Annotated in this window: 13 protein-coding genes, 2 tRNA genes and 1 other RNA gene; 8 read left to right on the top strand and 8 right to left on the bottom strand. The window is 71.4% G+C overall.

Features of this window, described 5'->3' with window-relative positions; translation table 11 throughout:
- The first annotated feature begins 83 nt into the window (after positions 1 to 83).
- Complete coding sequence (locus GGE06_RS17245; RefSeq protein WP_184931194.1) at positions 84 to 1,295, top strand: MFS transporter; 1,212 nt, start codon at positions 84 to 86, stop codon at positions 1,293 to 1,295.
- 10 nt (positions 1,296 to 1,305) lie between these two features.
- Here GGE06_RS17245 and GGE06_RS17250 read toward each other — a convergent pair whose 3' ends face one another.
- The 3 genes from GGE06_RS17250 to GGE06_RS17260 form a co-directional block, all read right to left on the bottom strand.
- A complete protein-coding gene (locus tag GGE06_RS17250) occupies positions 1,306 to 3,561 on the bottom strand; it encodes an FtsX-like permease family protein (RefSeq protein WP_184931195.1) in 2,256 nt (751 codons plus the stop codon).
- Positions 3,558 to 4,232, bottom strand: a complete 675-nt coding sequence (locus GGE06_RS17255) for an ABC transporter ATP-binding protein (RefSeq protein WP_116159838.1) — start codon at positions 4,230 to 4,232, stop codon at positions 3,558 to 3,560. The genes GGE06_RS17250 and GGE06_RS17255 overlap by 4 nt, the downstream gene beginning before the upstream one ends.
- 65 nt (positions 4,233 to 4,297) lie before the next feature.
- Positions 4,298 to 4,711, bottom strand: a complete 414-nt coding sequence (locus tag GGE06_RS17260; protein ID WP_116159837.1) for a hypothetical protein — start codon at positions 4,709 to 4,711, stop codon at positions 4,298 to 4,300.
- 373 nt (positions 4,712 to 5,084) lie between these two features.
- On the opposite strand from GGE06_RS17260, the gene GGE06_RS17265 reads away from it, so the two are divergent.
- A complete protein-coding gene (locus GGE06_RS17265) occupies positions 5,085 to 7,724 on the top strand; it encodes a glycosyl hydrolase (RefSeq protein ID WP_184931196.1) in 2,640 nt (879 codons plus the stop codon).
- Between the two features lie 238 nt (positions 7,725 to 7,962).
- Here the strand turns inward: GGE06_RS17265 and GGE06_RS17270 are convergent, their stop codons facing one another.
- The 4 genes from GGE06_RS17270 to GGE06_RS17285 all read right to left on the bottom strand — a co-directional run bounded on the left by GGE06_RS17270 (position 7,963) and on the right by GGE06_RS17285 (position 11,514).
- On the bottom strand, positions 7,963 to 8,385 hold the full coding sequence (locus tag GGE06_RS17270) for a PIN domain nuclease (protein ID WP_116159835.1): 423 nt from the start codon (positions 8,383 to 8,385) through the stop codon (positions 7,963 to 7,965).
- Positions 8,382 to 8,597, bottom strand: a complete 216-nt coding sequence (locus tag GGE06_RS17275) for a type II toxin-antitoxin system VapB family antitoxin (RefSeq protein ID WP_116159834.1) — start codon at positions 8,595 to 8,597, stop codon at positions 8,382 to 8,384. Before GGE06_RS17275 ends, GGE06_RS17270 begins: the two co-directional genes overlap by 4 nt.
- A 119-nt stretch (positions 8,598 to 8,716) precedes the next feature.
- Positions 8,717 to 10,759, bottom strand: a complete 2,043-nt coding sequence (locus tag GGE06_RS17280) for a helicase C-terminal domain-containing protein (RefSeq protein ID WP_246532587.1) — start codon at positions 10,757 to 10,759, stop codon at positions 8,717 to 8,719.
- Positions 10,760 to 11,429: 670 nt separating this feature from the next.
- Positions 11,430 to 11,514 (bottom strand) — tRNA-Ser (locus GGE06_RS17285).
- Positions 11,515 to 11,632: 118 nt separating this feature from the next.
- Between GGE06_RS17285 and ffs the strand changes: the two genes are divergently transcribed.
- From ffs to GGE06_RS17315, 6 genes are all read left to right on the top strand, one after another.
- Positions 11,633 to 11,731: signal recognition particle sRNA small type (gene ffs, locus GGE06_RS17290), an RNA gene on the top strand.
- Between the two features lie 67 nt (positions 11,732 to 11,798).
- A complete protein-coding gene (locus GGE06_RS17295; RefSeq protein ID WP_184931198.1) occupies positions 11,799 to 13,892 on the top strand; it encodes a DNA polymerase III subunit gamma and tau in 2,094 nt (697 codons plus the stop codon).
- Between the two features lie 61 nt (positions 13,893 to 13,953).
- Positions 13,954 to 15,207 (top strand): phosphoribosylamine--glycine ligase, encoded by a 1,254-nt coding sequence (purD, locus tag GGE06_RS17300; RefSeq protein ID WP_184931199.1) that lies wholly within the window; start codon positions 13,954 to 13,956, stop codon positions 15,205 to 15,207.
- 280 nt (positions 15,208 to 15,487) lie between these two features.
- Positions 15,488 to 17,413, top strand: a complete 1,926-nt coding sequence (locus GGE06_RS17305) for a M48 family metalloprotease (protein ID WP_184931200.1) — start codon at positions 15,488 to 15,490, stop codon at positions 17,411 to 17,413.
- 196 nt (positions 17,414 to 17,609) lie between these two features.
- Positions 17,610 to 19,070, top strand: a complete 1,461-nt coding sequence (locus tag GGE06_RS17310) for a N,N-dimethylformamidase beta subunit family domain-containing protein (RefSeq protein ID WP_184931201.1) — start codon at positions 17,610 to 17,612, stop codon at positions 19,068 to 19,070.
- A 133-nt stretch (positions 19,071 to 19,203) separates the two neighbouring features.
- The gene (locus GGE06_RS17315) at positions 19,204 to 20,103 is read left to right on the top strand and encodes a phosphoribosylaminoimidazolesuccinocarboxamide synthase (protein WP_116159828.1); all 900 of its coding nucleotides are present in this window, start codon (positions 19,204 to 19,206) and stop codon (positions 20,101 to 20,103) included.
- Between the two features lie 43 nt (positions 20,104 to 20,146).
- Here GGE06_RS17315 and GGE06_RS17320 read toward each other — a convergent pair.
- Positions 20,147 to 20,222 (bottom strand) — tRNA-Gly (locus GGE06_RS17320).
- Between the last annotated feature and the right edge of the window lie 15 nt (positions 20,223 to 20,237).

The raw sequence follows: 20,237 nt of genomic DNA on the forward strand, positions 1-20,237 counted from the left end.
GTCTCACGTCCTGGGGAGGCGAATGGATTCGGTCAGAACTTAATCATTGGAGGGGGTCGAGGGGAAGGAAGCAAGCTCCCGGCATGCGAACGAAGCGCCTCTCCCAGTCCTCGGCCTTCAACGGCCTCCCGTCCGTGGTCTGGACGATCTTCGCGGGAACGATCGTCAACCGCCTCGGCTACCTCGTCACGCCGTTCCTGGTCTTCTTCCTCGCCTCGCGCGGAGTGACGGGCGCGGACACCACGTACGTCCTCGGCGCGCTCGGCGCGGGCAACCTGATCGGCCCGGCCGTGGGCGGCATCCTCGCCGACCGCATCGGCCGCCGCCCCACGATGCTGATCGGCCTGATCGGCGCGGCGGCGGCGCAGGGCGCGCTGTTCCTGGCCCCCGGGGTGTGGACGATGGCCGCGGCGGCGCTGCTGATCAGCGCGGCCGGCAGCACGGTCTCCCCGGCGGCGTACGCCCTGCTGGCCGACGCCGTCGACAGCGAACGACGGCAGCGGGCGTACGCGCTCTTCGGCTGGGGCGTGAACATCGGCACGGCCGTGGCGGGCGTCCTGGGCGGCTACCTCGCGGCGCAGGGGTACTGGCTGCTGTTCGCGGTCGACGCGGGCTCGATGCTGCTGTACGCGCTGGTGGTGGCGGTCCGCCTGCCGGAGCCGAAGCGCCCGGCGCAGGAGCGGCGGCCGAACGACGGCATCGGCTACGGCGTGGTCGTGAAGGACCGCCTGGCCCTGCTCCTCCTCCCGGTCTTCGGAGTCCAGCTGTTCGTGTACTCGCTGACCGAGGTCGCGCTCCCGCTGGCCGTCCGCGACAGCGGCCTCTCGCCGGTGGTGTACGGGGCGATGGCGGCGGTCAACGCGATCATGGTGGTCGTGCTCCAGCCGTTCGCGACGGCCTGGCTGGCCCGGCTCCCGCAGCTCGCGGTGCAGAGCGCGGGCAGTGCGCTGATCGCGGTGGGCGTCGCGCTGACCGGCCTCGCGGACGGCATCGCCGGGTACACGGTGTCGGTCGTGGTCTGGTCGCTCGGCGAGGTCGTCGTCGCGGGCATCGCGGCGGGCGTCTTCGCCAACCTGGCCCCGGCGCACGCCCGCGGCCGCTACCAGGGCGCGTACAGCTGGACCTGGGGAACGGCCCGCTTCGCCGCCCTCACCCTGGGCGTGACGACGTACACGACGCTCGGCCCGACGACCCTGTGGTGGATGGCACTGGCGGCGGGCCTGACGACGGCGGCGACGACGCTGACGCTCCGGAGGAGGGTGGAAGCCCGTACGACCCACACGCTGGCGGCATGAGGAGCACCGACTAGTCGCGCCGAATGTGCTCGGGATCGATGTGCCGCCGCACCATGGGAAGGGAGGCGACCGCGGCGGCGAGCATGACCCCGAGGGCGGAGGCGAACAGCAGGGGCAACCCGTCCCAGTCCCAGTGCACGGCGCCACCCCCGGTGATCAGATAACTGGACTCGGCAAGCCACCCGGTGACGATCGCCGCCCCCAGCCCCACCGCCAACGGCAACAACACCTGCACCACCTGCACCACCCGCAACGTCCCGGCCCGAGCCCCCAACAGAGCAAGCGCGGTCACCTGCCCCCGCCGCTCCATGGCCCGATCGGCCACGGACACGACGAACGCGGCAACCCCGATGACGAGCCCGAGCACCATGCCGACGACCAGGAGACTCCGGATGACGGTCAACTGGGCGAGCGAGTCGATGACGATGCCGACGGGCTCGACGGACGCGGTGGGGGCGATGGCCCCGATGCCGTCGAGAACGGCACGGACGGTGGTGGGGTCGGAAGGACTGACGAGAACGAAGCGGGCGTCCTTGGGCTCAGCGCCTTGGGGGAGCAGGGAGGGAGGAATGAGCAGACTCGGCCCGGCGAACTCTGAGGGGTCGTAGGCCTGAATGGTCACGGTGTCCTGGGGGACGGAGACATTCAGCTTTTGTCCGTTGCTGAGCAGGAAAGGGAAGCTGCGGCCGACGCGGGCATTCTCATCAAACAAGAAGGTCGGATCCTGAATCCGCAGGACCTTGCCATCGACGCATCCGTGCGTGGTCTTGGTGAAGGCAGACAATTGAGCGCACGTGGCCACGACGCCTTGGATGCTGGGCAGGTCCTCTTCCAACGTTGCCACCCATGACGTGACCACCAGGCCATGTGCCTGTACGCCGCTCAACGCGGTCATATCTACGCGCTGTCGCGTACTCAGCTCTGCTGTCGGAAGGCTGTACTCCTGGACCGGAGCCGTCCGCCGACTGACCTGATCCAACTCGATGAGCACCCCCTGCGTGAGCGAGGCACCGAAAACCAGCAGCACGAGACCGGTGACCACCCGCAGAGCGCTCCCCGGATCGACCTCCGTGCGTCGCATGGCCAGCGCCAGCGGCAATGACCGCGACATTCCCGCCAGGCGTCGCGAGAGCCATGCCGTGATCGGCGCCAGACCGAATACGAGCCCTGCGCCGGTCAGCAGCACAGCGCCGGGAACCAGCACTGCGCCGGCCGATCCGCCTGACGGATCCCGCCCCATCGCGCTGAGCAGGCAGTATCCGCTGATGATTCCGAGACCGGGGATCAGCATCAGCGTTCCGTACTTCTTCGGAGGCTTACGCTCGCCGGTCCGGCGCACGCTGATGGGCGACTGGACGGCCCGACGCGCACTGAACTGCCCCACGACCCAGGCGAGGGCAGGGCACCCCAGCAGGCATGCGGCGATGGTCGTTCCGTCCGGTCGCCCGTCGGCCGGGTACCAGCGCAACCCGGGCAGCCCGATCCGCGCCATGACCTCGTTGATCCCGAGATAGCCGATGAGCCCGACCACAGCTCCGACGAAGGCGGCGACCACGTTCTCCCCGGCATTGACCCGCAGGGTGTCCCGGGCGCTGAGACCGACGAGCCGGAGTGCGGCGAGCCGACGCGCACGTGACTCGCCGGAGAGCCGGGCGCAGACGGAGAGGAAGATGACGAGCGGGAGCAACACGATGCAGCCGAGAGTGAAGCGCAGGATGTCCAGGGTGGAGGGGTCGATGACCTGGTGCTGCGTGTACGTGGAGCCGAAGTGGCCGAGTGGCGCCGCCTCGCTCAGTTCGTCGGCGTCGGTGCCGATGTAGGCGTACAACTCGTCCGGGCCGCCCAATCCCTCCGGGGCAATGGTGCCGATCACCTGACCGGGCACGAGTCCTGCGGCCCGGGGATTGGCCGCGAGGATCTCGTCCAGCTTCGGTGAGACGAGCGCTTCGCCTGTGCGAGGGAGCGCCTTGATTCCCGGGGGAACCGGCAAGGGGCCGACACCTCTGTGACCGATGAAGACGCGCCGCAGTGGTTGCGAGCCGTAGGGGTCCAGGAATTCCTGGTAGACGGCATTCTTGTTCGCGCCCGGGAAAACGGCGCGACTCGTCACCCGGGCATCGTTGGCGGCGATGATGGTCGGGATGGTGAGTGCGGCGGCCAGGCAGGAAACACCGAGTGCGGATCCGAGCGCCATCAGGAGGAAGCGGACCCGAGCCCTGCGCCCACTTCCCCACAACAGACGCAGGCCGAGGACGAACGCGTTCACACCGTCACCCGTTGGGCCAGTACGCCATCCGACATCGTGTACTGGGTGTCAGCCTTCGCAGCGACGTCGGCGTCGTGCGTGACGATGACGACAGCGGTCTTCTGCCTTCTCGCCAGCTGAAGGAATTCATCGAGCACGGCAGCTGCGTTTGTGCTGTCGAGCGCTCCGGTGGGCTCGTCCGCGAACACCACGTCCGGCCGGTGGACCAGAGCCCGCGCAACGGCAACGCGCTGGCTTTGCCCACCTGACAGCTTCGAAGTCCTGCGCCGCAGCAGATCGCCCATTCCAAGCCGCCCCAGCACCTGGCCGGCCATGGCGTGAGCGTGTGACTTGCTGATCCCGGCGAGCCGGAGGGGAAGTGCGGTGTTCTCCTCGACGGTCAGTTCCGGCAGCAGCTCTCCGTACTGGAAGACGAAGCCGAGACGGGTACGGCGCAGGGCGCTCAGTTCTCCGTCGGGGAGGTGCGAGAGCTGCATCCCGTCGAAGGTCACGGTGCCCTCGGTCGGGGCGAGAACACCAGCGAGGCAGTACAGCAGCGAGGACTTCCCCGACCCGCTGCTGCCCATGATGGCGGCCACTTCGCCGCGCTTGAGCGTGAAATCGGCACCAGTCACAGCCTGCTGGGTGCCGTAGAAGAGGTCCACGCCTTCGGCGCGGAGGATGACGTCCATCGTGGTGCGCACTCCTATGAGAGCGGGAGCCGCCTATTCGGTGGCTCCCGCAAAGGTCAACTGCCCTACTTGCGCTTGAAGTACTTCGTCGGGGAGCAGTTGTCAGGGTGCAGGGAACCGCGGTTCTGGCACACGCGTACCTCCGCCGTATTCGTGTACCGGCTGGCGCCGTCGTGGACGAGCTTGTCGATCCAGACGCCCTTCTTCTGCACCCCGTCGAAGCGATTCCACCCGTATCCGTGGACCTTTACCTGCAAATACACGTTGTGGTTGTCATCCATGCCGACGTCACGCAGCGTGCCCTTGATGTGGAAGGCGCCCTGTTGTACCTCTGCGGGCTCCCACTTGTACTTTCCTCCCGTGAAGCGCGCTCCGGTCGTCTTGAAGAGCGCTACGTCGTGCCACGAGTCGGCGACGGCCACCCCCATCCCCCCGGCGAACAACCCCGCAGCCATCACCGCTGCCGCCAACTTCCTCATAGATATCCCCTGTTTGATCGTGCCGACTGGTCATCGACTGGTCATCACAGAAAGTATCTGCATCACTACAGACCGGGTAGCGAAGGAACGTCCCTCCCGCCGATCACCCCCCGATCCAGTGAACGGCCCCTTCCGGACGCCCTCTTCAGCCTTCCGGGCCACCCCGCAGTGCGCGTTGCCGACGCGCTGTTGCGCCCGGGCCGGGCGGGGCTGTGCTCCCATCTCTCCCCGCCATCCCCCCACACCCGGGGGCAGTCTCCGTGTCGAGATGGCAGGTTCTGGTCAAGCGTTCACCAACTCGCTTACCTCACAAGCCTCTTGTGGTCAGGTCTCCCGCGACGGCTGTATCACTGCCGGTTCGAGGAGGAACCTGGTGTCAGCACCCACCCGCAAGAGACGATGGCTCACGATCTGCGCCATCTCCGCATCCGCCGCGCTCGTCGCCATACCCGCCGACGCGGCGTCCGGCGGAGGTCACAGCCCCTTCGGGGCGCGCGACCTGGCCCGGCTCGCGGCCGAGCGTCAGCAGTCGGTCGGGGTCATGAGCCCCAGCCTGGCCGAGGAGGACGACGGCAACGAGGCCGACGAGATAGCCGAGGGCGCGGAGCAGTTCGCCGAGGCCCGCACCGCGCCCGGTGTCGTCGCCCCGGGCGCGTACGGCGCCGCGTGGGCGGCCATGACCAAGTTGCCGGTCACCGGCGGCAGTTGGCGGCACGTTACCGACCGGCCGTACGACTCCGACGACCCGCGCTACCGCGACTACGACTCCAACTCCAGCGGCGGCGCCGGCCGTGTCACCGGCCGGATGGCCGCGGTGGAGGCGGACGACGACGGGTACGTGTACGCGGGCAGCGCGGGCGGCGGCGTCTGGCGGTCGCGCACGGGCGGCGGGCACTGGCAGCCCATCAGCGACCGGCTGCCCTCGCAGTCCACCGGAGCGCTCGCGCTCGACGGCGCCGGACGGCTGTGGCTGGGCACCGGCGAGGCGACGACCAACGCGGACGCCTACCTCGGCAGCGGCGTCTACGTCCTGACCGACCCGCACGACGGCACGTTCTCCGCCCGCGGCCGGGTCGGCGGCGACGAGCTGGACTCCACCACCGTGCACCACCTGCGGTTCGGCGGCGGCAAGGTGTGGGCGGCGACCAGCGCCGGCGTGTGGAGCCACTCCACGAAGACGCTCAGCGGCGCCTGGAAGCTGGAGTTCGCCCCCCACCCCGACTACCTGCCGGGCGGACCCAAGGCGCACGACGAGTCGGCCGCGTACAAGAACATCACCAACGACATCGCGATCGACCCGAAGAACCCGGGCAAGGTCGTGCTCGCGGTCGGCTGGCGCAGCGGCGACGACTACAACGGCTTCTACACGAAGGCCCAGGACGGCTCCTGGACGCGGATCACCGACGGCATGGGCGACCTCCCCACGGACCCGGACGGCGTCGGCAACGTCACCTTCGCCCGCTCCGCCGACGGCTCGCGCTACTACGCACTCGACCAGTCGCCCGAGCAGATGAACACCAACCCGGACAGCGGCCTGGAGGGGATCTTCGTCTCCGCCTCCGGTTCCCCGACCGGCCCGTGGAAGAAGATCGCCGACTACCACCAGCTGGCCGCCGACGGCTCCGCGCTGACCTCCAGCGGCTACATGCCGGGCGTCCAGGCCTGGTACAACCAGTTCCTGACCGTGGACCCGAGTGACCCGCAGCACGTGTACGCGGGTCTGGAAGAGGTCCACGAGACCAAGGACGGCGGCGCCACCTGGTCGGCCGTCGGCCCGTACTGGAACTTCGGGTTCCCCTGCTGGAGCATCGACCCCGCCCGGCAGACCGGCGACTGCCACCAGACCACCCACCCCGACCAGCACGGCGTGGCGATCGGCCGCTACCACGGCAAGGGCTTCGTGTACGTGGGCAACGACGGCGGCGTCTACCGGCGCCCGGTCGACGGCTCCCAGGACGCCTCCGGGCACGCCACCGACTGGACGTCCCTCAACGACGGCAGCATCGACACCCTCCAGTACTACTCGGTGGGCGTCGGCAAGGACCTGACCTACGGAGGCCTGTCGGTCACCGGCGGCCTCCAGGACAACGGCCAGTCCCTCCTGCGCGGCGGCGACAAGGTGATGGGGTCCAACTTCGGCGGCGACGGCGGCGACACCCTCACCGACCCGGCGAACGGCTGCAACATCGCCGAGGAGTACGTCTACCTCTCCGTCCAGGTCACCCAGAACTGCGCGGTCAACGACGGCTCCTGGGTGAACGACCCCGGCAAGATCACCTCGTACAACGTCGCCCCGGCCGACAACGCCACCAGCGAGGCCCGCTTCATCGCCCCGCTCGCGGCCGACCTCAAGAGCAGCTCGACGTGGATCGCGGGCGGCCGGCACGTGTGGGTGCAGACCCACGGGTACGCCATCCGCAGCGGCGACGAGTGGAAGAGCGTGTACGACCTCGGCGCCGGCCGCACCGCGACCGCCGTCGCCGCCTCGGGCGGCAAGGTCTACGCGGCCTGGTGCGGCCCCTGCAACAACAAGGGCTTCGCCCGCGGCATCGCCGTCGGCAACGCGGACGGCACCGGCTGGCACGACATCGCCCTGCCCGCGGACGGGACGGTGCCCAACCGCTACCTGAGCGGCTTCGCCGTCGACCCGAAGAACGCCGACCACGTCTTCCTCGCCGTCAACGGCTTCTCCCGGCACTGGACCGAAGGCCCCGGCGCCGGCGTCGGCCACGTCTTCGAGTCCACCGACGGCGGCACCACCTGGAAGGACATCTCGGCCGGCCTCCCCGACGTACCGGCGAACTCCGCGATCGTCACGCCGAACGGCGGCCTCGCCGTCGCCACCGACCTGGGCGTCGCCTACCGCGCCCCCGGCCGCACGACGTGGCAGCGGGTCGGTTCGCTTCCGGCCGTCGCCGTGCTCCAGCTGAAGCTCGGCCCGGACGGCACCACCCTGTACGCGGCCACCCACGGCCGCGGCATCCGCAGCATCAGGGTCCGCGACCTGAGCTGACGCATACGACGAAGGGCCCCACCGCGAACGGTGGGGCCCTCCGTACGCCCTGCTGGGCGCTGGCGGAGGATACGAGATTCGAACTCGTGAGGGGTTGCCCCCAACACGCTTTCCAAATGTTCGTACGGGGGGCAGGAGGGGGGCGTGGGCGTCCTGAACTGCGGCGGAGTGTCCGGGGTGGCCCCGTCCGAAGGGGCCTGGACGGGGGCGAACGAGACCAGAACTGAGACCGTGACGGTCATTTGCCTGCGTCAGGCCCGTACCACTGGAGGGCTTGCCCGGTGACGGCTGCGATGCACTCGAAGTCGCGGTCGCGGTGCAGGAGTGTGAGGCCCTGGAGTTCGGCGGTGGCGGCCACGATCAGGTCGACCGCCCCCGCGCTTCGGTGCTGACCGCGTTTGGTCAGGGCTTCCTGGACCTGCCAGGCCCGGCTGTATGCCCGATCGTCCACAGGGACCCACCCGAAGATGAGACGCAGGTTTTCGATTCCTTGCGCGCGGTCGTCGGCGGAGCGGGTGCTGTAGAAGAACTCGAGTTCGGTGATCGGGCAGGTCGCGATGAGACCGGCCGCCGCGGCCTGGTCCCATCCGTACTGCTCGGCGTCATCGCGCAAGAACCGGGCGAGGGCGCTGGTGTCGATGAGGAACTGGGCCGAGTTCACCGACGGTAGTTCCTCTTGTCTTCGAAGAGCTCAAGATCGAAGGCGCCCTCGCCTGCCGCGGCACGCAGGCGAGTGAGCGCGAGTGCTCTGCGCCGGTTCTCCAGCACCTCGCGCAAGGCGGTGTTGACAGTCTCCTTCTTGGTGCCCGTGCCGAGGGCTTTGGCCACCTCGGCCAGCAGGTCATCGTCGAGATCGATCACTGTGCGACTCATCGGTGCACCTCGCTGTATATCAATATGTGCACCTAATATATCAAGATTGATGCACAAGGGGCCGGAAGTGGGGCGCGCAGAACAGTGACGCTCCCATCGGTCACCACTCGCGCCGCGCCTCAGGCATGTCCTGTCGGCATGACGCTGTGGATGCGGGACAGAGTGAAGACTCGTTCGGCTTCACGCAGGTGGCACCAGGCTTCGAGGTAGGGCGGGTCGAGTTCGAGGCGGCTGAGGGTGCGCACGGTGCGGCTGCCCGAGGTGGAGACGTATTCGATCGCGATGGCGGTGCCTGCGTCGAGGGCGTGACCGAGCTGGCGTACGTCGGCGTACGTCAGCTGCTTCGCGTACCCGGCGACGATCTCCTCGGTGTCCGTTCCGAAGGGGCCTCCGGCGCCGAAGGGATCGGGGTCCGGGAGGGTCGGCGGGGCCGCCAGCAGTCGGGCAGCCACAGCGTGTGAGTCGACGGCCTCCGACACCTCAGCTGCCTTGTGCGTCGTGAGTCGTCCGCCGGTCTTCGCGGACGGCTTCCGTGGGGTCGGAACAGCGGCGGCCCGCTGGGGCGGGACCCTCTCGACGCGTACGGTCCCGTCCGGGGCCTCGGCGACGGGGGCGTAGCCCTGGTCCCGCAGAGCGGCAAGGGTCTGGTCAGGTGTGCCGGCGCTGACGAGCACCGTTGGGGCGAGCTGCCGCAGCCCGAGCGGGGCGAGCCCTCGGTGGGTGGCGAGTTCGGCCAGGAGGGACGGTTCGTCGCCGTGGATGACGCAGGCGGCGGGGGCGACGCGCACACGGCCGTGACGGCGTGCGGCATCGGCGATGAGGTAGGACAGGGGCTGTGGCAGGGGCCCCTCGGCGATGGCGGTCAGCTCGGCGGAGACTTCGTCCAGAGCGAGGCCGGCGTCCAGGGCCCGTCGGATGCTGGCGGCGCTGAATCGCCATACCGAGGCCATCCCGCTGGTCTCCCGGTCCGCGGTCGCATCCAGGAGCTCGGCGAGGCTCGCCGTGGGCGTGCCGCTGACGACGGCCGTGAGATCGCTGCCGAGCCGGGCTGTGCCGGTGGCCTCGGGCAGCAGCCGTTGGCACTCGGTGGCCAGTACCTCGGCGTTGCCGGCCAGCAGAGCCTCACCGAGCGGGGAGAGAGAGCCCCGGGCGATGACACCCAACAGCTCGGCCTCGCGGACCGCGGTGGCGAAGGGTGCCTCATCCTGGAATGACAGGTGGGCGAGCGGACGGTGCCAGGCCACGAGCGGGCCCAGATCCGCGGCGACCCGCGCGCCCAGCCCCTCCGGGAGCCGTGCCGCAGCGGTGAGGAGTCCCCTGCGTGCCTGCAGGCAGCCGTCGCAGGGAGGCGCTCCGGCCAGGGCGGGTAGCGACCTGTTCTCCTCGTCGCGGGCCTGGGACGGGGTGAGCGGCAGGTTCCACCACGCTTGGAGCAGTACGGCGAACCGCGCTGCGGGTTCCTGCGCCGCCCAGGCGTCGTACTTCTGGGTGGGCGCGACGAGGTGGCCGTCTCTGGCCATGAGTCCGACCGAGTACGCGGCCTCCAGGACGAGGCGCACCGCGACGTCATCGGTCTGCGCGGCCTTGCCGATCCGGCCCAGTTCACGTGCGCCGATCCCACCGGACTTCAGCCGCGCCGGGGGAGCCGACGAGCAGACTGACAGGACCGAGGCGGCGTGGGCCGCGAAGCCCGTAGCCGCTGCCGCTGCCTCTCGTTCCACCTCCGCGGCGGCGACGGACACCATCTCTGCGGCAGGCGGTACAGGATCGAACGGGGCATGCCAGTCGGGGCCGCGGAGTGCGAGTGTCACTTCGGCGGGCATGCGGGCAGGCCCGTATCCGTGACGGTTCCGGATCAGCAAGCCCCGGTCGAGGGCCCATCGCTCGCCGGGCCGGGAATCGGGCTGGGGAGCACCGAACACGATGAAGTCCGTGTGTCGCGGTGCGGACCTCGCTCGGTGTTCGAGCAGCTCGCGGGCGGAGGGAGGAGCCTTCGCGACCATGGAGGCGATGCATTCCGGATCGCCATGGTGGTGCAGGACGGCGGCCGTGCGCTGCTGCCTGGTGCCGGGCGGTTTGATGTTCAGCGCCACGAGCATGCCGCGCAGCTCCTCGGAGGTCACACCCTCCAGGAGTTCCTCCAACGGAGCGTCAAGGCCCAAGGGCGCCTCCCAGGCTTGCCGCAATGACGCGGCCATGCGGAGCCTTCCGTCGCCATCAGGCCAGACCAGCGCCCGATCGGCCAGCGTCTCCAGCACGGCGTCGAGTTCCCGAGCGGCGGTGGGCGTCGTTGCTCCCAGCGTCTTCGCCAAAGCGCCGCGCGGCATGGGCGTCCCCAAGGCGGCCAGTGCCTCGGCCACCTGGAGGCACGGCAGTGGGAGCTGCGGCAAAGCGAGCGCCACCGAGCCCGGTCGCAGAAGACGTTCCGCCAATTCGTCCAGCGAGCGTGGCTCAGGGGGAGCCGAGACGTCCTTCCGCAGCGCGAGCACACGCCCCAGCTGCGGGGCGTCGAGGCCGGCCAACCAGGCCGTCAGCGTGGACCGGGACGTCACAGGGAACACCTCGCGAGGTCGGGATCGCACGAGCGGACCAGATGTGGCCCGTGCGCAGGTCAAGGATGGTGCATCCCATGGCCGCTGCAGGTGGCGTACGTGAGGGTTCACCCCTGAAGGCGAGCCGCTTGACCGGGCAGGGGCGCCGACGGTTCCGGCGCACCGACCGAGATGTCGTGAATATCGGATATAAACGAGACCGCAACTGGGACCGGCACATGCCGAAGACCCCGGCCGCTGAAGCGGTCCGGGGTCTTCGTTTCGCCTGTTCAGGCGGCTGCGGAGGATACGAGATTCGAACTCGTGAGGGGTTGCCCCCAACACGCTTTCCAAGCGTGCGCCCTAGGCCTCTAGGCGAATCCTCCGTGGAGAACATTACATGACCGGAGAGGGTGCTCGCGCACGTCATCCGGGGCGGGGGTCGGTCGGAGGATCCAGGTCGGGGAGGGGGGACAGGCGGGGGTCCGGATCGGGTACGCTGGGCGGAGCCCCTCACGCGGTGCTATCTGACTGAACTCCCCCAGGGCCGGAAGGCAGCAAGGGTAGGTCGGCTCTGGCAGGTGCGTGGGGGGCGCTTGCGTTCCCGGGGGGTTTCCCGGCCCAGCGCCGTTTTCCCGGGTTGTCGGTGGACGCCTATAACCTCGTATGCGTGTCGTCTCTCGCGCTGTACCGCCGCTATCGCCCCGAGTCCTTCGCCGAGGTCATCGGGCAGGAGCATGTCACCGACCCGTTGCAGCAGGCCCTGCGGAACAACCGGGTCAATCACGCGTACCTGTTCAGCGGGCCGCGCGGGTGCGGCAAGACGACCAGTGCGCGGATCCTGGCGCGGTGTCTGAACTGCGAGCAGGGGCCCACGCCCACTCCGTGCGGCGAGTGCCAGTCCTGTCGGGACCTCGCGCGGAACGGGCCGGGGTCCATCGACGTCATCGAGATCGACGCCGCTTCGCACGGTGGCGTGGACGACGCCCGTGACCTGCGGGAGAAGGCCTTCTTCGGGCCCGCCTCCAGCCGGTACAAGATCTACATCATCGACGAGGCCCACATGGTCACCTCGGCGGGCTTCAACGCCCTCCTGAAGGTGGTCGAGGAGCCGCCGGAGCACCTCAAGTTCATCTTCGCCACGACCGAGCCCGAGAAGGTCATCGGGACCATCCGGTCCCGGACCCACCACTACCCCTTCCGGCTCGTGCCGCCCGGCACGCTGCGGGACTACCTCGGTGAGGTGTGCGGGCACGAGGGCATCCCCGTCGAGGACGGGGTGCTGCCGCTGGTCGTCCGTGCCGGCGCCGGGTCCGTGCGTGACTCGATGTCCGTGATGGACCAGCTGCTCGCCGGTGCCGCCGATGACGGTGTGACGTATGCCATGGCGACCTCTCTTCTCGGATATACGGACGGGTCGCTGCTCGACTCCGTCGTCGACGCCTTCGCGGCCGGGGACGGCGCCGCCGCCTTCGAGGTCGTCGACCGGGTCATCGAGGGCGGCAACGACCCCCGCCGGTTCGTCGCCGACCTCCTCGAGCGGCTGCGGGACCTCGTGATCCTCGCCGCCGTGCCCGACGCCGCCGAGAAGGGGCTCATCGACGCCCCGGTGGACGTCGTCGAGCGCATGCAGGCGCAGGCCTCGGTGTTCGGTGCCGCCGAGCTGAGCCGGGCCGCCGACCTCGTCAACGCCGGGCTCACCGAGATGCGCGGCGCCACCTCGCCCCGGCTGCAGCTGGAGCTGATCTGCGCGCGCGTGCTGCTGCCCGCCGCCTTCGACGACGAGCGCTCCCTCCAGGCGCGGCTCGACCGTCTGGAGCGCGGGGCGGCCGCCGCGCCCGCGCCCGTCTTCACGCCCGGACCCCCGGCACCCGCCATGGCGTACGTGCCCGGGCCCGAGGCCCACACCCCGATGGCCCCGCCCCCGCCGGCCCCGGCCCCCGCGCCCGTTCAGCAGCCCGCGCCCGTGCAGGCCCCCGTACAGGACGGGCCCCGGCCCGGGGCCTGGCCCGGTGCCGCCGCGCCCGGCAGCGGTGCGCCCGGCGCCTGGCCCGGCGCGTCCGCCGCACCCGCGGCGCCCGCCGCCCCGGCCCCCGCGCCCGTACAGGCACAGCCCGCCCCGGCCGCCGCGGGCGGCGGTGGCGGGGACACGTCCCAGGTGCGGAACCTGTGGCCGCAGATCCTCGACGCGGTCAAGAACCGGCGCCGCTTCACCTGGATCCTGCTCAGCCAGAACGCCCAGGTGGCGGGCTTCGACGGCACGACCCTCCAGCTCGGCTTCCTCAACGCGGGCGCCCGCGACAACTTCGCGAGCAGCGGCAGCGAGGAGGTCCTCAAGCAGGCCCTCGCCGAGCAGTTCAACGTGAACTGGAAGATCGAGGCGATCATCGACCCCTCGGGCGGCTCCGCGCCCCCGCCCGCCGCCACCGGCTTCGGCGGCTCGGGCGGCACCGGCGGCTTCAGCGGTGGCGGAGGCGGCTTCGGTGGCGGTCGGCCCGCCGCGCCCGCGTCCCCGCCCGCCCCCGCGTTCCAGCAGGCTCCGGCGCCCGCCCCCGCGCCGGCGCAGCCCGCTCCCGCCCCGGCGTTCCAGCAGGCCCCGCCGCCGGCCCCCGCGTACGCGCCTCCGGCGCCGCAGCCCGTCGCGCCCGAGGACGACGTCCCGGAAGAGGACGATCCGGACCTCGTCGACTCCGCCCTGTCCGGGCACGACCTGATCGTGCGCGAGCTGGGAGCCACGGTTGTGGAGGAATACACGAACGAGTAGGGGCGTCTCGCTCGGTGGCCCGCACAAGAGGCACCCCGTCCCGCGGGCTACCCTGGCAGGCGTGAAGGTCCTCGTCATCGGCGGCGGCGCCCGCGAACACGCCCTGTGCCGCTCTCTCTCCCTCGATCCCGACGTCACCGCTCTGCACTGCGCGCCCGGCAACGCCGGAATCGCCGAGGTCGCCGAGCTGCACCCCGTCGACCAGCTGGACGGCGCGGCCGTCGCCGCGCTCGCCACCGAGCTGGGCGCCGACCTGGTCGTCGTCGGCCCGGAGGCCCCGCTCGTCGCCGGCGTCGCCGACGCCGTCCGCGCGGCCGGCATCCCGGCCTTCGGCCCGTCGCAGGAGGCGGCGCAGCTGGAGGGCTCCAAGGCCTTCGCCAAGGACGTCATGGCGGGTGCGGGGGTCCCCACCGCCCGTAGCTACGTCTGCACCACCCCGGCCGAGATCGACGAGGCGCTCGACGCCTTCGGCGCTCCGTACGTGGTCAAGGACGACGGTCTCGCCGCCGGCAAGGGCGTCGTCGTCACCGAGGACGTCGAGCAGGCCCGGGCGCACGCGCTCGCCTGCGAGCGCGTGGTCATCGAGGAGTACCTGGACGGCCCCGAGGTCTCCCTCTTCGCGATCACCGACGGCACGACCGTCCTCCCGCTCAAGCCCGCGCAGGACTTCAAGCGCGCGCTCGACGGCGACGAGGGCCCGAACACCGGCGGCATGGGCGCCTACTCGCCGCTGCCCTGGGCCGACCCGAAGCTGGTCGACGAGGTCCTGGAGACCGTCCTGCAGCCGACGGTCGACGAGCTGCGCCGCCGCGGCACGCCGTTCTCCGGCCTCCTGTACGCGGGTCTGGCGATCACCAGCCGCGGCGTGCGGGTCATCGAGTTCAACGCGCGCTTCGGCGACCCCGAGACGCAGGTCGTCCTGGCCCGTCTGAAGACCCCGCTCGCGGGCGTCCTGCTGAACTCCGCCAACGGCACCCTGGACGACCAGGCCCCGCTGAGCTGGAGCGACGACGCCGCCGTCACCGTGGTCGTCGCCTCCCACAACTACCCGGGCACCCCGCGCACGGGCGACCCGATCGAGGGCCTGGACGAGGTCGCCGAGAAGGACGCCCCGCACGCGTACGTGCTCCACGCCGGTACGAAGCGGGGCGAGGACGGCGCGGTCCTGAGCGCCGGCGGACGCGTCCTGTCGGTCACCGCCACCGGTTCGGACCTGGCGCAGGCCCGCGAGCGCGCGTACGCGGCAGTCGGCCGCATCCGCCTTGACGGTTCGCAGCACCGTACGGACATCGCGCGGAAGGCCGCGGAGGCCTGATCCCGCCGGATTCCAGCCGAATCAGTCCGATTCCCCTTGTGGCCGTGTGGTGCGGAATATGTGAACCACACGGCCACAAGTGCGCCATCACCTTTACCCAAAGCCATTCCATCGAGTGACGGCTCGGCCATACGGATGACGCCCGCCACAGCCCCAACTAGGGTGCGGCGAAGGCATTCCGGCACTTGGCCCACCGGCATTGCGATGTCAGTGGCGGGTGCCACAGTGGGGGAGTGAGCAACACCGCCACAGGCAGTCCCGTCGAGGACAGGAGGGGGTGATGAACGGCGTGTCCGGTACCGGTTCCGTTGTCGGCGAGGAGTGGGGTGCGCGCGCCGCGCACTCCCGGGCCCTCGCCGTCCTCCGCGTCCGCGGCAGGGCGCTGGGCCTCGCGGTGCTCCCCGCCGCCGTGGCCGTCGTGCTGTACGCGGGCGGGGTCACCGGCCACTTCACCGGTACGGCCTGGGACACGGCCCGCTGGATCGTGACGGTCCTCGCCGTCGTCGTCCTCCTCGCCGCCGCGGCCGTCGCCCTCGTCGTCGCCCGGGCCCGCCCGGCGGCCACGCCGACCGTGGAGCTCGCCGAGACCGCGGCCCCCGATCTGTACCGGCTCGTCCGCGACCTGGCCGACCGGCTGGGCGTCCCGGCGCCCGCCGCGATAGCCCTGACCCCGGACTGCGACAGCTGGCTGGAGGACCGCACCCACCGCGCCCACCGCCTCCGCCGGACCTCCGGCGGCGCTCCGGTCCTCGTCATAGGCTCGCCCTTCCTGTGGTGGATGCGCGTCGGCGAGCTGCGGGCGGTCCTCGCGCCCGTCGTCGCCGGTACGGGACCCGCCGCCCAGCCCGACATAGCCGCCGCCCGCCGCTTCGTCCGCGGCCTGGACGCCGCCGTCGCGGTGCCGCAGGGTCCCGGCCTCGACCCGGTCCGCCGGCTCGGCGCCCGCGGCGTCGGGCAGGTCGCCCGCGTGCTGCTGCGCGCCTGTCGCGGGCACGCCGGCGAGATGGAGCGCGGGGTCGCCGCCGCGGGCTCGGAGCGCGCACAGGCCGTGGACTACGGCGTACGGATCGTCGCCCAGGAGCAGGTCGGCCTGGCCTACGCGGGCTGGGACCGCCTCCTCACCCGGGTCGCGCTGCCCGCCTGGCGCATGGGCCGCTGGCCCGCCAAGCTCGACGCGGGCGTGGTCTCCGCGCTGACCGAGCTCTCCCGCCGGGACCGGCTCGCGGAGGGCTTCTCCTCCCGGCTCGGCGAGCGCCCCGCCTGCGACCTCCTGGAGGAGCCGGGCGCCGTCGACGAGGCCACCTCCCTGCTCGCCGCCCGCCTCTTCCACGGCGGCCCGGCCGAGCCCGGCCCCGACTGGGCCCCGGTGGAGTGGAGCCAGTACCCGGAGGAGGTCGTCGACCGCAAATGGCGCACCGACGCGGCCCGCCTCCACCGGGTCCTCGACGACCTGGGCGTGCCGGCCACCGGTACCGACCTGAACTCCGACGACGCGCCGGGCCCGACCCTGACCCGAGTGATGGCCCACCTGACGACGCCGCGGCCGGAGACGGCCGAAGGCCGGGAGCCCGACGCGGACGGGGCATCTGACGCGGGCGGGGCCTCCGACGCGGGCCCGGCGGCCGACACGGTCCTCGGCTCCGACACGGGCTTCGGCTCCGACACGGTCCTCGGCTCCGGCACGGGCTTCGGCTCCGGCACGGGCCCTGGCCCCGAGACCGATCCCGGCCCCGAGACCGCCCCCGACGCCGACGCCGATCTCGACCTTCTCGTCGAGGACGACGACGAACCGGTCAACCCCGCCGCCGAGGCGCTCGCCGGGGCGCTCAGTGCGTTGGTCGCCCGGGACGAGGCGGCACGGGAGGCCCGGGTCGCCGCGGCGGCCGCGGAGAGCGCGCGTGCCGCCGAGCAGGGGAGCGGGCCCGACGGGCCCCTGCCGCTGTTCCCGCTCCAGCCGCCCCGTACCGGCCGCGACCTGCTCGCCGACCACGTGACCGCGATGGTCTGCTGCGCGGCCGTGGACACCGCCGAGGCCGCCCCCGGCCTCGACTGGCTCGACGGCCCCGCCCTCCTCGTCGGCGGCGAGCGCGCGGCCGACCTCGGCCCCCGGGTCCTCGCGCTCGTCGAGGACGGCGACCCGGAGCCGCTGCGGGTCTGGCTCAGCCGCACCGGAGTGCGCCCGGAGAAGCCCGTACGCCTGGTCTGAGGCCCTTCCCGAACGGGCCCCAGGCGGAGCCTTGCCTTCCACTCTCGCCAATTCACGACGAACGGTGACGGAGTGCGTGCGTTATGTGATGTGCTGGAGACCGTCACTGACAGAGGCACGAAGACAGCGTCAAGAACGAGCGGCACGAGCCACCGGCACTGACCGGCCGACCGGGGGAGTCGAAGGAGGGGCGCACATGGGGGCGGAGCAGATCAGACGGTGGGAGTCGGGTGCGCTGGCGCACGCCGTCTCCGATCCCTTCGGCCAGGGCCCGCTGCCCTGGCTGCGCGGCTCGGAGAACTACTTCGACGACACCGGTCAGATGGTCCCCTGGTACGCGGACGAGATCCTGGCCCGCGGCGGCAGCGGCGGTCCGCGCACCGCGGACGACGTCCGGCGCCAGATCAAGGGCTTCGCCTCCGGCGGAGCCGTCGCGCCGGGCGAGTCGATCGACTTCCACATCACCGTGGACCCGCCGCAGCAGTTCTCGGTCGACGTCTACCGGATCGGGCACTACGGCGGCGACGGCGCCGCGAAGATCACCACCAGCCCGCGGCTCTCCGGGATCGTCCAGCCGGCCCCGCTCACCGCCGACCGCACGGTCTCCTGCCACCACTGGTGGCAGTCCTGGCGGCTCCAGGTCCCCTCGTACTGGTCGATCGGCGCGTACGTCGCCGTGCTCACGACCGCCGACGGATACCGCTCGCACATCCCCTTCACGGTCCGCGACGACCACCCGGCGGACCTGCTCCTCGTCCTCCCGGACGTGACCTGGCAGGCGTACAACCTCTACCCGGAGGACGGCCACACCGGCGCGAGCCTCTACCACGCCTGGGACGAGGAGGGCCGGCTGCTCGGCGAGGAGGAGGCGGCCGTCACCGTCTCCTTCGACCGGCCGTACGCGGGCGCGGGGCTGCCCCTGCACGTCGGCCACGCCTACGACTTCATCCGCTGGGCCGAGCGCTACGGCTACGACCTGGCGTACGCGGAGACCCGCGACCTGCACGCGGGCAGGGTCGACCCCAGCCGCTACCGGGGCCTCGTCTTCCCGGGCCACGACGAGTACTGGTCGGCGCCGATGCGCCGGACCGCCGAACTCGCCCGCGACCAGGGCACCTCGCTCGTCTTCCTCTCGGCCAACACCATGTACTGGCAGGTGGAGCTGGCCCCTTCGCCGTCCGGGGTGCCGGACCGCCTCCTCACCTGCCGCAAGCGGCGCGGCCCCGGCCGTCCGGCGCTCTGGCGCGAGGTGGACCGGCCCGAGCAGCAGCTCCTCGGCATCCAGTACGCGGGCCGGGTGCCCGAACCGCACCCGCTGGTCGTGCGGAACGCCGACCACTGGCTGTGGGAGGCCACCGGCGCGGGCGACGGCGACGAGCTCCCGGGCCTGGTCGCGGGCGAGGCCGACCGCTACTTCCCGCGCACGGCGCTGCCCGAGCACCAGGGCCGCATCCTGCTCGCGCACTCGCCGTACCGGGACGGCGAGGGGGCCCTGCGCCACCAGGAGACGAGCCTCTACCGGGCCCCGTCCGGCGCCTGGGTCTTCGCGTCCGGCACCTTCGCCTGGTCGCCGGCGCTCGACCGGCCGGGCCACGTCGACGCCCGGGTGCAGCGCGCCACCGCGAACCTGCTGGACCGGATCTGCAAGAGGGACTGAGGCAAGAGGGACTGAGGCAAGAGGGACTGAGGCAAGAGGGACTGAGCGCGGGCTCACAGGGCCTGGCGGTGGGATCCGGCCGGAGGTGCGAGAGAATCGGACTCGCTCCTGGATCAACCTACGCGGAGGAACCGTGTCCGGATTCGTAGAAAAGCCCGAGCCCGTCCAGGTCCCGGGCCTCACCCATCTCCACACGGGCAAGGTCCGCGACCTGTACCGGAACGAGGCGGGCGACCTCGTCATGGTGGCGAGCGACCGCATGTCGGCGTACGACTGGGTCCTGCCCACCGAGATCCCCGACAAGGGCCGCGTCCTCACCCGGCTCTCCCTGTGGTGGTTCGACAAGCTCGCCGACCTGGTCCCGAACCACGTCCTGTCGACCGAGCTGCCCGCCGGCGCCCCCGCCGACTGGGAGGGCCGCACGCTCATCTGCAAGTCGCTGGACATGGTCCCGGTCGAGGCCGTCGCCCGCGGCTACCTCACCGGCTCCGGCCTGCTCGAGTACAACGAGTCCCGCACGGTCTGCGGCCTCGCGCTCCCCGAGGGCCTGACCGACGGCTCCGAGCTGCCCGCCCCGATCTTCACCCCGGCCACCAAGGCCGCGGTCGGCGACCACGACGAGAACGTGTCGTACGAGGAGGTCGCGAGCCAGGTCGGCGCCGAGACGGCCGCGCTGCTGCGCCAGACGACCCTCGCCGTCTACTCCCGGGCCCGTGACATCGCCCGTGAGCGCGGGATCATCCTGGCCGACACCAAGTTCGAGTTCGGCTTCGAGGGCGACACGCTCGTCCTCGCCGACGAGGTCCTCACCCCGGACTCGTCCCGCTTCTGGCCGGCCGCCGAGTGGGAGCCGGGCCGCGCCCAGCCCTCGTACGACAAGCAGATCGTGCGGAACTGGCTGACCTCCCCGGCCTCCGGCTGGGACCGCAAGAGCGAGCAGCCGCCGCCGGCGCTCCCGCAGGAGGTCGTGGAGAAGACCCGCGCCAAGTACATCGAGGCGTACGAACTCCTCACCGGCCGGGCCTGGTCCTAGGGAACGAGAAAGCCCCCGGTCGATTCGACCGGGGGCTTCTTCATGGAGCGGACGACGAGATTCGAACTCGCGACCCTCACCTTGGCAAGGTGATGCTCTACCAACTGAGCCACGTCCGCATGCGCCGTAGCGCG

Origin of the sequence: Streptomyces nymphaeiformis (assembly GCF_014203895.1) — a bacterium.
Taxonomy (GTDB): domain Bacteria; phylum Actinomycetota; class Actinomycetes; order Streptomycetales; family Streptomycetaceae; genus Streptomyces; species Streptomyces nymphaeiformis.